Source organism: Pseudomonas sp. JS425, assembly GCF_018223845.1.
GTDB classification, from domain to species: Bacteria; Pseudomonadota; Gammaproteobacteria; order Pseudomonadales; family Pseudomonadaceae; genus Aquipseudomonas; species Aquipseudomonas asiatica.
In genome coordinates, this window is sequence record NZ_CP073661.1 from 3,995,317 (window position 1) to 4,009,248 (window position 13,932).

Below are 13,932 nucleotides of genomic sequence, written 5' to 3' on the forward strand. Positions count from 1 at the left end.
AGGCAGGCGCCCAGCATAACGCACTGGGGCCGCTTTGCGACCCTTCGCGGGCCCGCCCGCTCCCACAGTACCGGCGCAGCCTTGAAGGCCTGCACAATACCTGTAGGAGCGGGCGTGCCCGCGAAGGGCTGCAAAGCAGCCCCAGTTATCAGCTTTGATACAAGTAGCGGCTTATCAGTAAGCCTTGCCAGTCTTGTAGTAGTTCTCGAAGCAGAAGTTGGTCGCGTCGATGTAGCCCTCGGCGCCACCGCAGTCGAAACGCTTGCCTTTGAACTTGTAGGCGATCACACAGCCGTTCTGCGCCTGTTGCATCAGGGCGTCGGTGATCTGGATCTCGCCACCTTTGCCCGGCTCGGTGTTGGCGATGATGTCGAAGATGTCCGGGGTCAGGATGTAGCGACCGATGATCGCCAGGTTCGACGGGGCATCTTCCGGCTTTGGCTTCTCGACCATGTTGGTGACGCGGAAAATGTCGTCACGGATCATGTCGCCGGCGATCACGCCGTACTTGTTGGTTTCCTGCGGATCGACTTCCTGGATGGCAACGATCGAGCAACGGAACTGGTTGTACAGCTTGACCATCTGGGTCAGTACGCCGTCACCCTCCGGGTTCACGCACAGGTCGTCCGCCAGCACCACGGCGAACGGCTCGTCGCCAATCAGCGGGCGGCCGGTCAGGATGGCGTGGCCCAGGCCTTTCATTTCGGTCTGGCGGGTGTAGGAGAACGAGCACTCGTCGAGCAGGCGACGGATACCAACCAGGTATTTTTCCTTGTCGGTGCCCTTGATCTGGTTTTCCAGCTCGTAGCTGATGTCGAAGTGGTCTTCCAAAGCACGCTTGCCGCGCCCGGTGACGATGGAGATCTCGTTCAGACCGGCATCCAGTGCCTCTTCAACGCCATACTGGATCAGTGGCTTGTTGACCACCGGCAGCATTTCCTTGGGCATGGCTTTGGTAGCGGGCAGGAAGCGGGTGCCGTAACCGGCTGCCGGGAACAAGCATTTTTTGATCATATACGTCCTTACAAAAGGCTAGGCCAGTGGAATTCGGCGCAGTCTAATCAGGCGGCAGTCACCTTACAATGCCCTACCTGTGGCCGATCGATGGGAAGATAGAGATAACCTAGTGTAGATAGTTCCGGGGGATCGTAAATATTGCTGTCATCCTTGACCGTTGGATGACAGGAAATCGGGGTTTCCTGTACTGGCCTCTTCGCGGGCAAGCCCGCTCCCACAGGTACTGCACAGCATTCAGAGTCTGTGGTGATCCTTGTGGGAGCGGGCTTGCCCGCGAAGAGGCCAGTACAGGCAATACATCAGCTACCGGTGCCCTGCCCGATCAACACACCATCGACCTTCTGCCCATACAGGTTCACCCCGTCATTGGCATGGAACTTCACCCGTGTCTTCTCGATGGAGCCTTCCACCAGCCGCGGGTCCTGCGGCCGTTCATGGCGATTGACCCAGGCCGCCACATCCCAGGCCTGCTGATCGCTAAGGCTGCCCGGCTTGCCCAGCGGCATGTTGTACTTGATGAACGACGCCGCGGTATTGATCCGGTGCATGCCGGCGCCCCAGTTGTAGGAGTCCTTGCCCCACAACGGCGGCATCACGTACTCGCCCGCCACCTTCTGCCCTTCGCCATTGTCGCCGTGACAAATCGCACACTGCTCGCGATAAACCTGCTGACCGCGCTTGAAGTCGTATCCGCCCTTTGGTTGCGGCACCTCCGGGTACCCGCGCCCGGCAATCTCGACGCCGGTCGGCGCCTTGGTCGACAGCCAGTACGAATACACCGCCAGCGCCGTCATCTGCGGGCTATCGGCCGCAGGCGGCTTGCCGTTCATGCTGAACTGGAAGCAGCCCTGGATGCGCTCGGCATAGGTGTTGACCTTGTCATTTTTCTTGCGGTAGGCGGGGTACATCGGGTACGCCCCCCACATCGGCGCGGAATGCGCCAGCCGCCCCTGGTCAAGGTGGCAGTTGCTGCAGTTCATGCCGTTGCCCACAGCCTCGGGCATCAACCTGCGGGTGTCGACGAACAAGGCATGCCCCTCGCGTACCATCTTGCCAAAGGCATTGTCAGGCAACTCGCTTTCCGCTGGTGGCACGAACTGCGGCGCGGCCTGCACGCCAGGCACTTTCAACTGCGACTGGTCTTCCATGGCTATCTGGGCGGCGTGTGCGGTGCCCATGGCCAGCAGCAGCAGGGCTGGAATCATCGGTTTCATGGCGTGACCTCCTGGCTGGCGGGGCGGGCGAAGAACTCGGCAACGGCCTTGATCTCGTCATCGGTCATGGCCTTGGCCACACCGACCATCAGCTGGTTGGGGTCATTGCTGCGGGTGCCGTCACGCCAGGCGTTGAGCTGCGCCACCAGGTAACTCGCGGGCTGACCGGCCAAGGGCGGGAAATGCTCGCCAACCCCGCCACCGCCCGGGCCATGGCATTGCACGCAGCCAGGAATCTGCCGGCTCCAGTCGCCGTACAGGGCCATGCGGGTGGTGGGATCATCGGCGATCTGCTGGCGGCGCAGGTCGCCTGCAGGGTCTGCCGGCAGGCTGGCCAAATAGGTGCTGACCGCCTTGATCTCCTCCTCGGTCAGGGCCTTGGCAAGCGGTTCCATCACTGGCTGCTTGCGGCTGCCGTCGCGCCAGTCATGCAGTTGCTTGCTAAGGTAGGCGGCAGGTAGCCCGGCAAGGCGCGGGAAGCCGGCAGCGACAATGCCCTTGCCGTCCGGGCCATGGCAACCCAGGCAAGCCATGGCGGCAGGGTTGGCCCCACCCTGGGTGAAGACTTTCTGGCCATCGGCGGCATGCGCCGTGGGCCAGGCCAGGATCAGCAGGCTGCCGACCAAGGCGCGATTCAACGGTGTCATCACGAATCTCCTTTTCTATTGTTATAAGCTTAGGCTTAAAACATATAAGCAAAAGGAGCGTGATCAGTTGCCCTGGATCAACTACCGGAAATGCATTGGGTGGCTGCGGTGCGCACGTCGCCCAGGCGCAGCGGGAAATTGTTCAGCCGCTCGTGCAGCTTGATGCTGCTGCCGCTGCCACGCTTGTCGATATCCACCAGCGCCGCCGGACCCACACCCGAGCTGATCTTCTGCGGCACGATCAGCCGCAGGCCATCGCCACGCTGCTCTTCCACCAGCGGCTCGCGGGTATCGGCCAGCTTCTGCTTGACGCAATCGGCATACGCGCGTGGGGACTTGCCCGAGATTACATCCAGCGTTTCGCGCGACTGTTCCAGTTCCGTAACACTCACACAGCCACCCAGCGTCATCGCCAACGCCGCCACCATCCACTTCATTTGCAGCACCTCTGCCTTCAAGAATCCGCTTCGACCACAGCCAGGCCGATTTGCTCCCTGCTTTGGCAGATTTATCTACGCCTGGCGGAACAGCGCGGCAGTGTAACCCGACATCGTGGTATCTTTCGCCTTTGCAGAACCAATCCTTGCGGAGCATCACATGAAATTCGTACACCAGCGCGAGCACCTGAACGAGGACGATATCGTCGTCATCGAGTGCTCCCAGCGCTGCAATATCCGCCTGATGAACGACGCCAACTTCCGCAGCTTCAAGAACGGCGGTCGTCATACCTACCACGGTGGCCATTTCGACAAGTTCCCGGCGAAGATCACCGTGCCAAGCACCGGATTCTGGAACATAACTATCGATACCGTGACCACCCGCCCGATCTCGGTCACCCGCAAGCCAACCTTGACCCACAAGATCAAGATTGTCCGTCGTTCATCGTCGAAACTAAGATAAGGCCACCATGACCCAGACCACCAAGTACGTCATCAAGTACAAGCTCGACGGCCAGCGCCGCTGGGACTTCGCATTGATGCCCGACGCCTCCCTCGAACAAGCCCTGGAAGCCCTGCGCAAGATTCACGGCGAAGACGCCGAGAAGATCAGCGACATCCAGGTCAGCAAAGCCTTGTAAACACCCGCACCACCGTACTGCCCGCCCGCGCAAGGAGAATCGCATGAGCCACTGGCCCGACCGCCGCATCCTCGACCTGCTGGGTATCGAGTTGCCCATTCTGCAGGCCCCCATGGCCGGTGCGACGGGCTCGGGCATGGCCACTGCCGTGGGCCTGGCGGGCGGTTTGGGCGCCCTGCCCTGCGCCATGCTCACGGGCGACCAGGTGCGCGCCGAGATCGCCGCCTTCCGCGCCGGCTGCCCGGGCCGCCCGTTGAACCTGAACTTCTTCTGCCACCAGCCGCCAGCGCCCGATGCCGAGCGCGATGCACGCTGGAAGCGGGCACTCGAACCCTATTACAGCGAAGTGGGTGCTGACTTCACGGCGCCCACGCCGGTGTCCAACCGGGCGCCTTTCGACGAACAGAGCTGCCAGCTGGTCGAGCAACTGCGCCCGGAGGTGGTGAGCTTCCACTTCGGCCTGCCCCATGCCGACCTGCTGCAACGGGTAAAGGCCAGTGGTACCAAGGTGCTGTCCAGCGCCACTACAGTAGAGGAAGCCGTGTGGCTGGAGCATCACGGCTGTGATGCGATCATTGCCATGGGCTATGAGGCGGGCGGCCATCGCGGCATGTTCCTCAGCGACGATATCACCAGCCAGATCGGCACCTTCGCGCTGGTGCCGCAGGTGGCCGATGCGGTCAGCGTGCCGGTGATTGCCGCTGGCGGCATTGCTGACCACCGCGGCCTGTTGGCGGCATTGGCCTTGGGTGCTTCGGCAGTGCAGATCGGAACGGCGTACCTGTTCTGCCCCGAGGCCAAGGTGTCGCCGGCGCATCGCCAGGCCCTGGACAGCGCACCTGCCAGCGACACGGCGCTGACCAACCTGTTCACCGGCCGACCGGCGCGTGGCATCAACAACCGCATCATGCGCGAGCTGGGGCCGATGAGCGATTTGGCCCCGCACTTCCCGCTGGCCGGCGGGGCCTTGATGCCTTTGCGGGCGATTACAGATCCGCAGGGCAATAGCGATTTCAGCAACCTGTGGTCGGGGCAGGCGTTGCGGCTGGGCAGGCATATGGCGGCGGGTGAGTTGACCCGGGAGATTGCCGAAAAGGCGCTGGCAGTGATCGGCCGCCAGGCGTCTGCATAAGCAGGTTCGGCCTCTTCGCGGGCTTGCCCGCTCCCACAGGTTCACCACTGATTTTGAATGCTGCGCAGTACTGTGTGCGGGCAAGCCCGCGAAGGGGCCGGACCTGGCCATGCATCATCCTGCCCCCTTCCCGGCCCACGGCCTATCGCTATATAGTTAAGGATATAACGATAAGCCCCAAGGAGCTGTCTTCATGCGTATCCGCCCGCCCCACTTGGCTGCCACCGCCCTGGCCAGCCTGCTTGCCTTCAACACTGCCTGGGCCGATGAAGTCCAGGTCGCGGTCGCAGCGAACTTCACAGCCCCTATCCAGGCCATTGCCAAGGACTTCGAGAAAGACACTGGCCACAAGCTGGTCGCTGCCTATGGCGCCACCGGCCAGTTCTATGCACAAATCAAGAATGGCGCGCCGTTCGAGGTATTTCTCGCTGCCGACGACAGCACCCCAGCCAAGCTCGAGCAGGAAAACGCAATTGCCCCAGGCTCACGCTTCACCTACGCCATCGGCACCCTGGCGCTGTGGTCGGCCAAGCCCGGCTATGTCGACGCCAACGGCGAAGTGCTGAAGAACAACCAGTTCAAGCACCTGTCCATTGCCAACCCGAAAACCGCGCCCTACGGCCTGGCCGCCACCCAGGTGCTGGACAAGCTGAAGCTGACCGAAGCCACCCGGCCCAAGCTGGTCGAAGGGCAGAACATTACCCAGGCGTTCCAGTTCGTATCCACCGGCAACGCCGAACTGGGCTTTGTCGCCCTTTCGCAAATCTACAAGGACGGCAAGGTCGAAAGCGGTTCGGCCTGGATCGTTCCCTCGTCCCTGCACGAACCCATCCGCCAGGACGCGGTAATCCTTGAAAAAGGCAAGGACAACCCCGCCGCCAAGGCCCTGGTCGACTACCTGAAAGGCCCGAAAGCCGCGGCAGTGATCAAATCCTACGGTTATGAAATCTGATGCCACTGGATGCCAGTGACCTGGGTGCCATCTGGCTGACCGTGAAACTGGCCAGCATGACCACCCTCATCCTGCTGATCGTCGGCACGCCCATCGCCTGGTGGCTGGCGCGCACGCGCTCGTGGCTGCGCGGGCCGGTGGGCGCGGTGGTGGCCTTGCCGCTGGTACTGCCACCCACAGTGATCGGTTTCTACCTGCTGATCGCCCTCGGCCCGCATGGCTGGCTGGGCCAGGCGACCCAGGCGCTGGGTTTGGGCAGCGTGGTGTTCAGTTTTACCGGCCTGGTGATCGGCTCGGTGATCTACTCCATGCCGTTCGTGGTCCAGCCGCTGCAGAATGCCTTCGGCGCCATTGGCCAGCGCCCGCTGGAAGTGGCCGCAACGCTGCGCGCCAGCCCCTGGGACACCTTCATCCACGTAGTGCTGCCGCTGGCCCGCCCAGGCTTCATCACCGCCAGCATCCTCGGTTTCGCCCACACGGTGGGCGAGTTCGGCGTGGTGTTGATGATTGGCGGCAACATCCCCGACAAGACACGCGTGGTCTCGGTGCAGATCTTCGATCATGTCGAGGCCATGGCCTATTCGCAAGCACACTGGCTGGCAGGTGCCATGCTGGTGTTCTCGTTCCTGGTACTGCTCCTGCTGTACGCAGGACGCCGCGGCAAGGCTGGCTGGAGCTGAAATGAGCACATCGATTGTGGCGCGCCTGAAACTGGCGCGCGACGACTTCACCCTGGACGTAGACCTGCACCTGCCCGGCCGCGGCATCAGTGCGTTGTTCGGCCACTCCGGCTCTGGCAAGACCAGCTGCCTGCGTTGCCTGGCCGGGCTGGAGCGGGCCGGCAGCGCCTACATCGAAGTCAACGGCGAAATCTGGGAAGACAGCGCCCGCGGCTTCTTCCTGGCACCACACCTGCGCCCGGTAGGCTACGTGTTCCAGGAGGCCAGCCTGTTCCCGCACCTGTCGGTACGCGGCAACCTGGAGTTCGGTTGGCGCCGGGTGGCCGCTGCCCAGCGCAAGGTCAGCCTAGACCAGGCCTGCCAACTGCTGGGCATCGGCCACTTGCTGGCACGCCGGTCGACGACCCTGTCTGGTGGCGAGGCGCAGCGGGTAGGCATTGCCCGCGCCCTGCTCAGCAGCCCGCGCCTGCTGTTGATGGACGAGCCGCTGGCTGCACTGGACGGGCCGCGCAAGCGCGAGATCCTGCCCTACCTGGAGCGTCTGCATGGCGAACTGGACATCCCGCTGGTATATGTCAGCCATGCCCAGGAGGAAGTGGCTCGGCTGGCCGACCACCTGGTGTTGCTGGAGCAAGGCCAGGCAGTGGCCAGCGGCCCGATCGGCGACACCCTGGCCCGTCTCGACCTGTCGCTGGCCGAGGGCGAGGATGCCGGGGTGGTGTTCGAAGGCCTGGTGGTGGCACACGACGCGCACTACGACCTGCTCGACCTGCGCCTGCCCGGAAACGACGGGCCGCTGTTGCGTATCACCCACCCTGCCCAGGTGATGGGCAGCACCTTGCGGGTCAAGGTGCAGGCGCGTGACGTCAGCCTGGCCCTGGTAGCCGACAGCACTTCGAGCATTCTCAACCGCTTGCCGGTGCGCGTGCGCGAAAGCCGCCCGGCCGCCAACCCGGCCCATGTACTGGTCAGCCTGGATGCTGGCGGCAACGCCTTGCTCGCGCGCATCACCCGCTTCTCGGCAGACCAGCTCGGCCTGCACCCGGGCCAGGTGCTGTTTGCCCAGATCAAGTCGGTGGCACTGCTGGGCTGAGCATCGGCCACGTCGCTGGTGTCCATTGATCAGTGACCTGATCGAGGCCTGCCAACCATGCTTGACTGCCCCCTGCCGCGCACCCTGCACTACGTCGACGACAGCCAGCCGGGCCTTACCCGGAGGCGCTGGAGAGGGCGCTTCATCTACCTGGATGCCGACGGCCAACGAGTGCGCGACAGCGATACCCTTGCCCGCATCGCTGCACTGGCAATCCCCCCGGCCTATACCGAGGTGTGGATCTGCGCCGACCCGCAAGGCCACCTGCAAGCCACAGGTCGCGATGCCCGTGGCCGCAAGCAATACCGCTACCACGCGCAGTGGCGCGAAATACGCGACCAGCACAAGTACGGGCGCATGCTGGCGTTTGCCCAGGCCCTGCCGAAATTGCGCGCACAGCTGCACGACCACCTTGCCCGGCCAGGCCTGGACCGGGAAAAGGTGATGGCGCTGGTGATCAGCCTGCTGGACCACACCCTGATCCGCATCGGCAACCAGCGCTACCTGCGTGACAACCAGTCCTATGGACTGACCACCCTGCGCAACCGCCATGTCGAGGTGAAGGGCAGCAGCATCCGCTTCCAGTTCCGCGGCAAGCGCGGCGTCGAGCACAACGTCAGCCTCAACGATCGGCGCCTGGCCAACTTGCTCAAGCGCTGCATGGAGCTGCCCGGCCAAGCGTTGTTCCAGTACCTGGACGACGACGGCCAGCGCCATAGCGTCGGCTCCAGCGAGGTCAACCAGTTTCTGCAGCAGCTGACCGGTGCCGACTTCACCGCCAAGGACTACCGCACCTGGGCCGGTAGCAGCCTCGCCCTGGACCTGCTGAGGCCCTTGGCCTGGGAGCCCGAGAGCGAAGCCAAGCGCCAGGTCGCCGCCATCGTCCGCCAGGTAGCATCACGCCTGGGCAATACACCGGCAGTGTGCAGGCGCTGCTACATTCACCCGGCTGTACTTGAACACTATGCCCTGGGGCGCCTGGCCAACTTGCCGAAGAACCGTGTGCGCAAAGGCCTGGACCGTGAAGAAGTAGCCTTGCTGTTATTTCTTCAGGCACTCGAGGAACAGGATGACCATTAACCCGGTCTATTCAGACCATGATGCGAAGAAATTTCCCATTGGCCGCCAAGCCCCCTATTCTTGCCACCGAGCACCTTGGCCGACAAACCGCTGGCGGTTTGCTTCGGCACCTGCGACTGAAGACACGCAACAGAATTTGTCTGTCGGGGAATTACTATCCGCCGAAAGCGTCTTTAATGAGAAGGAAGAGGGACAAGCTCCCGCCGCCGTGGCAACTAGCCCGACGGACTTTTACATCACCAAGGAGAACTACATGCTGATACTCACCCGCAAGGTTGGCGAAAGCATCGTCATCAACGATGACATCAAAGTCACCATTCTGGGCGTCAAAGGGATGCAGGTGAGGATCGGTATCGATGCACCGAAAGACGTCCAGGTCCATCGAGAAGAGATTTTCAAGCGTATCCAGGCCGGCAGCCCGGCCCCGGAAAAGCACGACGACTCGCACTGAGCGACCTGCCTCAAGCCGCACGGACGCGCCTGATCGCCCCGCGCTTCAGGTGCCTAGCAGTTCGTGCACCTTGGCGATCATACAGTCCATGTCGAACGGTTTGTCGAACACCGCGGCGAACAGTTCCGGGCATCCCTGATTGGCCTGCGCGCCACTCATGAGGATGACCGGCAACTCGCTCAAAGCCGGGTCTTCACGCATCGAGCGCACAAGCTCCTCGCCGTTGAGCAGTGGCATCATGTAGTCGGTGATGACCAGCTGAACGCGCTTTTCCTTCAGGGCCTCCAGCGCCTTGCAGCCGTTGCTCGCCTTTTCCACCAGAAAACCCTCGTCCTCCAGGGCAAAACCGAGAATGTCGGCAATCAGGTACTCGTCATCGACGATCAGGATGGTGTTCATCGCCCGCCCCGTCACCCGCTTCCCTGCGGCACCGGCGTTCCCGAAAGCACACCGCAAGCACCTTCGAACGCCTTGCGCAGGGTAATGCCCTGCGGCCCGATCAGCAGCTCGTGCAAGGCAGGGTCATGGTGGCTGTCACGCACCTTGAGGATCGACAGCATGCGCCGCAGCTGCGAATCCAGCTCGACGAAGCGCATCAGCATCAAGTTGTCGACGATGCTCGACAGGTCCGGGGCTGGGGCGCTGATTTCCGCGCCGAAAATGTCGCGCATTTCCCAGGTCAGCATCACGCTGACATCGCGCGCGCGCAGTTCGCCGACCAAGGCGCGGAAAAACGCATTGAGCCGCGCCGGGTCGATGGCCAGGCGGCTGAACGCCCCCAGGCTGTCGATCAGCACGCGCTTGCTGCCTTGCGCTTCGACCCGCTCGAGCAGGCGCGCACCGACCTGGTCCAGCAGGCCCTCGGTAGTCGGTTGCCAGCAAAGCTGCAGGATGCCAGCCTGCTCCATGGCTGCAAAATCGTAACCCAGCGAAGCGGCCTTGATACGCAGGCGCTCCGGCGTTTCGTAAAAGCCGAAATGCAGCCCCGGCGCCTGCAGGCTGCTGGCACCGAGAAATGCCAGGCCCAATGACGTCTTGCCAATACCCGAGGGCCCGATCAGCAGGCTGACCGAGCCCGTGGCCAGGCCGCCACCGAGCATTTCATCCAGGGTCGCCACCCCGCTGCCGATGCGCTCCAAGGTGGCGCTGCCCGCCTGGCTGGGGTGGCTGAACAGTGACTCCAGGCGCGGGTACACATGCATGCCGGTTTCATCGATGAGGCATTCATGGCGCCCCGACAACGCCGCACTGCCCCGCGTCTTGCGCAGCTGGATATGACGCACGGCGCGGCTGCCAAACAGTTGCTCGCCCAGTTCGATCACCCCGTCGACCATCGTGTGCTCCGGGCTACCCTCTTCCAGCCGGGCGCTGGTCAGCAGCAGCACGGTGCAGCCCGCAAAGGCCGCATGGCCCTGTAGTTCAGAGACGAATTTCTTGGTATCCAGCGCGGTTTCCGCACGCACCCGGGCATTTAGCACGCCATCGACGATCAGCAGGCTGGCCTGTTGGCGGGCGATTTCCTGACGCAGCAGCCGTACCACGGCGTCCAGGCCTTCCTGCTCCAGGGTATCGAAGGCACTGACGAACTGGATCGGATCACCGACCAGCGCCGGGTCGAAGAACTCCAGGGTCGCCAGGTACTGGAACAGCCGCTCGTGCGACTCGCTGAGCAACGTGGCCACCAGCACCCGGCCACCACCGCGCACATGCCCGCAGGCCAGCTGATTGGCGAGGATGGTCTTGCCAGCCCCCGGCGGGCCCTGAATGATGTAGGACGCGCCAGCGACCAAGCCACCCTGGAGCAACGCATCGAGCCCATCGATCCCCGTCACCAGCCGCCTGAGTGCCTGTGCCATGGTGTTCTACCTGTCGAGTTGGCTGTCCGTCTGGCCCTGATAGATTGGCAAGTAAAGCTGCATGCAAGTTCCCCGGCCGGGCTCACTGTCGACGCAAATGGCACCACCGCTCTGCCTGGCAAAACCATACACCTGGCTGAGGCCCAGGCCAGTCCCCTTGCCAAAGGGCTTGGTAGTGAAAAATGGTTCGAAGATCCGCGGCAGTACCGCTGGCGCGATGCCCTCGCCGGTGTCTTCGACCTCGAAACGCACAAACCCGCCGCGCAGGCCCTCCACCTCGCCAGTCAGTTCGACCACATCGACGGTCAAGCCGATCCGGCCCTGCCCCGTGATGGCATCGCGGGCATTGAACAACAGGTTGAGCAGCACCATCTGCAATTGCCCGGCATCCACCTCGATCAGGGGCAGGTCCGGTTGCAACAGCACCTTCAGGTCGATCGAACCAGGCAGCGCATGCTCCAGAAGACCACGGGTGGCAGCAACAAGGTCCGCCGGGGCGACGCAAGTCACATCAAGCTTGCGATGGCGGGCAAAGCTGAGCAGCTGCTGGGTCAGTTCGGTGCCCCGCTGCCCGGCATCGAGAATATGCTGCAGCATGCGCTGGGCGCGTGCCGGGTCCTGGGTGGCCAGCGCCAGGCGCGCCGAGCTGATGATGATGGTCAACATGTTGTTGAAGTCGTGCGCCAGGCCACCGGTCAACTGGCCCAGGGCCTCCAGCTTCTGTGCCTGGAACAGCTGGGCGCGCACCGCGTCCAGTTGCAGCGCCGACTCGCGGCGGTCGGTGATGTCCCGGGTCACTTTGGCCAGGCCGACAATCTGGCCCTGGTCATCGCGAATCACATCCAGGGCGGCCAGCGCCCAGAACTGCGTGCCATCTTTGCGTACGCGCCAGCCCTCATCCTGCGCCACGCCCTGCTCCAGCGCCTGGCGCAGCAAGCGCTCCGGGCGGCCCTCGGTGCAATCCTGCGGAGTGAAGAACAACGAGAAATGCTGGCCGATCACTTCATCGGCACGGTACCCCTTGATACGTTGCGCGCCTGCGTTCCACGACACCACATTGCCGGAAGGATCGAGCATGTAAATGGCGTAATCCACCACCGACTGAACCAGCTGTTCATAGCGGTGGGCAGGCATGACAGGGTGATCGAGACAGTCAGCTGAGACCATGCGAACTCCACCGGCACAGCAGGAGGGAAAACATTGCGAGGTTCAACGCCCAGGCTCAACCAGCACAGGGCTGATGCGCCGAGGCATCGCCACTTTCAGCAGCCACAAGCCGACCAGCAGGATAAGCCCGCCACCGGCCAGGGCCATTAGCCGCTGCGGTTGAGAGTGTTCGGCATCGAACCCCAGCATCAACAGATAACCACCCAGGCTGATCAGGCTCAGGTAGAGAAATGCCGCCAGCACGACGACCAGCACGAACAAAAGTCGCCACAACAGCCGTGGGTGCACGATACGCTCGGAAGTATCGGACAGAGTCATCACCGCACACTCTTTGGATCCAATAAAAGGGCAACAGTGGCGTAATGACAGCAAGGTGTCAATTGCCCATTCGATCGACCCTTCATTCTGTTGATCATAGGCGCTGTGGTTGACTCAACTATAACAATGGGTTATAAAGCGCGCTTGATTGCGAAGCCCTTCTGCTTAGAAGCGAGCTGGTCGTTACGGCCCCTTCAAGCGTGCGAGTGTGGTGGAATTGGTATACACAGCAGACTTAAAATCTGTCGGCGTGAGCCTTGCGGGTTCGAGTCCCGCCACTCGCACCAAATTTCTTCGCAAAAGGCGCCCTCGCGGCGCCTTTTTGCTGCCCGCCTGCAAGGTGTTGCGCAGCTGCTAGAGTGGAGCTTGAACCCGTCCACTGGAACGCCGCCATGCGCTACTCCCTGTTCGATGGTCAACGCGACATCATTATCCTGATTGCCCGTGTGCTGCTGATGATCCTGTTCGTCTTGTCTGGCTGGGGCAAGCTGACCGGGTTCGAAGGCACGGTCGGCTACATGACTTCACTGGGCGCTCCTGCCCCCATGTTGGCAGCGGCAGTAGCCGTGCTCATGGAATTCGCCGTCGGCATACTGCTGATCCTCGGTTTCTACACCCGGCCTCTGGCCTTCCTGTTTGCGTTGTTCGTGCTGGGCACGGCGCTGCTGGGCCACCCGTTCTGGAACATGGTCGACCCTGAGCGCAGCGCCAACATGACCCAGTTCCTGAAAAACCTCAGCATCATGGGCGGCATGTTGTTACTGGCGGTAAGCGGCCCCGGGCGTTTTTCGGTGGACGGGCGCTGAGTCAGTCGTCTTCGCGGTCGTCGAACCAGGCTGGGTGATCACGCTCTTCTTCATCAAGGTCATCCAGCGTTTCTTCGTCCTCCTCGATGTCATCCTCGACGCCTCGGGCATCGGCTTCTGCTTCAGTGTCGTCGTAGAGGAATTCGTGATCAAGCAGGTGATCATGTTCGGGTTCGTGCAGGTCATCTTCGTCGCGCATGCTGACTCCTGGGCTGGTGGCAGGCCTGTATAGGCGGATCGGCTGCACAGGTCAATGCATTACCGCTTAATGCTGGGTTAACCGGCCAGACCCAAGCTGCAGGCTCTCCCTTCAAACGTTGCTTGCCCGCCATACCCGGCGGGCTTTTTTATTGCTGCCACTCCCCCTCCGTCCAGTGCAGTGAAATCACATGGAACCCGGCCCATGCTGGCCACCCTCGAGCTGAGCCATGCATGACAAGT

At 62.6% G+C, this 13,932-nt stretch carries 18 protein-coding genes and 1 tRNA gene; 10 read left to right on the forward strand and 9 right to left on the reverse strand.

All coding sequences use genetic code 11. The features are described 5' to 3' along the window. Positions 1-174: 174 nt before the first annotated feature. The 4 genes from galU to KDB76_RS18570 form a co-directional block, all read right to left on the reverse strand. Positions 175-1,014, reverse strand: a complete 840-nt coding sequence (galU, locus tag KDB76_RS18555; RefSeq protein ID WP_013973181.1) for a UTP--glucose-1-phosphate uridylyltransferase GalU — start codon at positions 1,012-1,014, stop codon at positions 175-177. Between the two features lie 302 nt (positions 1,015-1,316). After that, positions 1,317-2,231 (reverse strand): c-type cytochrome, encoded by a 915-nt coding sequence (locus tag KDB76_RS18560; RefSeq protein WP_013973182.1) that lies wholly within the window; start codon positions 2,229-2,231, stop codon positions 1,317-1,319. Further along, positions 2,228-2,878 carry a c-type cytochrome gene (locus tag KDB76_RS18565; protein ID WP_023662562.1) on the reverse strand — a complete coding sequence of 217 codons (651 nt, stop codon included), beginning with the start codon at positions 2,876-2,878 and terminating at the stop codon, positions 2,228-2,230. Before KDB76_RS18565 ends, KDB76_RS18560 begins: the two co-directional genes overlap by 4 nt. Positions 2,879-2,955: 77 nt before the next feature. Continuing rightward, complete coding sequence (locus KDB76_RS18570; protein WP_024087369.1) at positions 2,956-3,315, reverse strand: hypothetical protein; 360 nt, start codon at positions 3,313-3,315, stop codon at positions 2,956-2,958. A 160-nt stretch (positions 3,316-3,475) separates the two neighbouring features. Between KDB76_RS18570 and KDB76_RS18575 the strand changes: the two genes are divergently transcribed. The 8 genes from KDB76_RS18575 to csrA all read left to right on the forward strand — a co-directional run bounded on the left by KDB76_RS18575 (position 3,476) and on the right by csrA (position 9,344). Next, the gene (locus KDB76_RS18575) at positions 3,476-3,778 is read left to right on the forward strand and encodes a DUF1883 domain-containing protein (RefSeq protein ID WP_004375922.1); all 303 of its coding nucleotides are present in this window, start codon (positions 3,476-3,478) and stop codon (positions 3,776-3,778) included. A 7-nt stretch (positions 3,779-3,785) separates the two neighbouring features. Then, positions 3,786-3,956, forward strand: a complete 171-nt coding sequence (locus tag KDB76_RS18580) for a hypothetical protein (protein ID WP_013973186.1) — start codon at positions 3,786-3,788, stop codon at positions 3,954-3,956. Between the two features lie 43 nt (positions 3,957-3,999). Then, positions 4,000-5,088, forward strand: a complete 1,089-nt coding sequence (locus KDB76_RS18585; RefSeq protein WP_038409936.1) for a nitronate monooxygenase — start codon at positions 4,000-4,002, stop codon at positions 5,086-5,088. A gap of 193 nt (positions 5,089-5,281) precedes the next feature. Further along, a complete protein-coding gene (gene modA / locus KDB76_RS18590; protein ID WP_023662423.1) occupies positions 5,282-6,040 on the forward strand; it encodes a molybdate ABC transporter substrate-binding protein in 759 nt (252 codons plus the stop codon). After that, positions 6,040-6,720: a molybdate ABC transporter permease subunit gene (gene modB, locus KDB76_RS18595; RefSeq protein ID WP_013973189.1), complete on the forward strand. Its 681-nt coding sequence runs from the start codon at positions 6,040-6,042 to the stop codon at positions 6,718-6,720. Before modA ends, modB begins: the two co-directional genes overlap by 1 nt. Before the next feature lies 1 nt (position 6,721). Next, the gene (gene modC, locus KDB76_RS18600; protein WP_038409937.1) at positions 6,722-7,813 is read left to right on the forward strand and encodes a molybdenum ABC transporter ATP-binding protein; all 1,092 of its coding nucleotides are present in this window, start codon (positions 6,722-6,724) and stop codon (positions 7,811-7,813) included. 57 nt (positions 7,814-7,870) lie between these two features. Further along, on the forward strand, positions 7,871-8,893 hold the full coding sequence (locus tag KDB76_RS18605; protein WP_013973191.1) for a DNA topoisomerase IB: 1,023 nt from the start codon (positions 7,871-7,873) through the stop codon (positions 8,891-8,893). 253 nt (positions 8,894-9,146) lie between these two features. Beyond that, entirely contained in the window at positions 9,147-9,344 is a 198-nt protein-coding gene (gene csrA / locus KDB76_RS18610) for a carbon storage regulator CsrA (protein ID WP_004375914.1), read from the forward strand. A gap of 45 nt (positions 9,345-9,389) precedes the next feature. Here the strand turns inward: csrA and KDB76_RS18615 are convergent, their stop codons facing one another. From KDB76_RS18615 to KDB76_RS18630, 4 genes are read right to left on the reverse strand one after another with little or no spacing between them, the layout of a single operon-like run. Beyond that, complete coding sequence (locus KDB76_RS18615) at positions 9,390-9,743, reverse strand: response regulator (protein WP_013973192.1); 354 nt, start codon at positions 9,741-9,743, stop codon at positions 9,390-9,392. Between the two features lie 11 nt (positions 9,744-9,754). After that, on the reverse strand, positions 9,755-11,200 hold the full coding sequence (locus KDB76_RS18620) for an ATPase domain-containing protein (protein ID WP_013973193.1): 1,446 nt from the start codon (positions 11,198-11,200) through the stop codon (positions 9,755-9,757). 6 nt (positions 11,201-11,206) lie between these two features. Next, positions 11,207-12,367, reverse strand: coding sequence for an ATP-binding protein (locus KDB76_RS18625; RefSeq protein WP_038409938.1), 1,161 nt, complete (start codon positions 12,365-12,367; stop codon positions 11,207-11,209). Between the two features lie 42 nt (positions 12,368-12,409). Further along, positions 12,410-12,685 (reverse strand): hypothetical protein, encoded by a 276-nt coding sequence (locus KDB76_RS18630; RefSeq protein WP_024087373.1) that lies wholly within the window; start codon positions 12,683-12,685, stop codon positions 12,410-12,412. 202 nt (positions 12,686-12,887) lie between these two features. On the opposite strand from KDB76_RS18630, the gene KDB76_RS18635 reads away from it, so the two are divergent. Continuing rightward, a tRNA-Leu gene (locus KDB76_RS18635) sits at positions 12,888-12,972 on the forward strand. A gap of 105 nt (positions 12,973-13,077) precedes the next feature. Continuing rightward, on the forward strand, positions 13,078-13,491 hold the full coding sequence (locus KDB76_RS18640) for a DoxX family protein (protein ID WP_015270882.1): 414 nt from the start codon (positions 13,078-13,080) through the stop codon (positions 13,489-13,491). A 1-nt stretch (position 13,492) separates the two neighbouring features. Here KDB76_RS18640 and KDB76_RS18645 read toward each other — a convergent pair whose 3' ends face one another. Further along, positions 13,493-13,690 (reverse strand): hypothetical protein, encoded by a 198-nt coding sequence (locus KDB76_RS18645; RefSeq protein WP_013973197.1) that lies wholly within the window; start codon positions 13,688-13,690, stop codon positions 13,493-13,495. Positions 13,691-13,932: the final 242 nt, after the last annotated feature.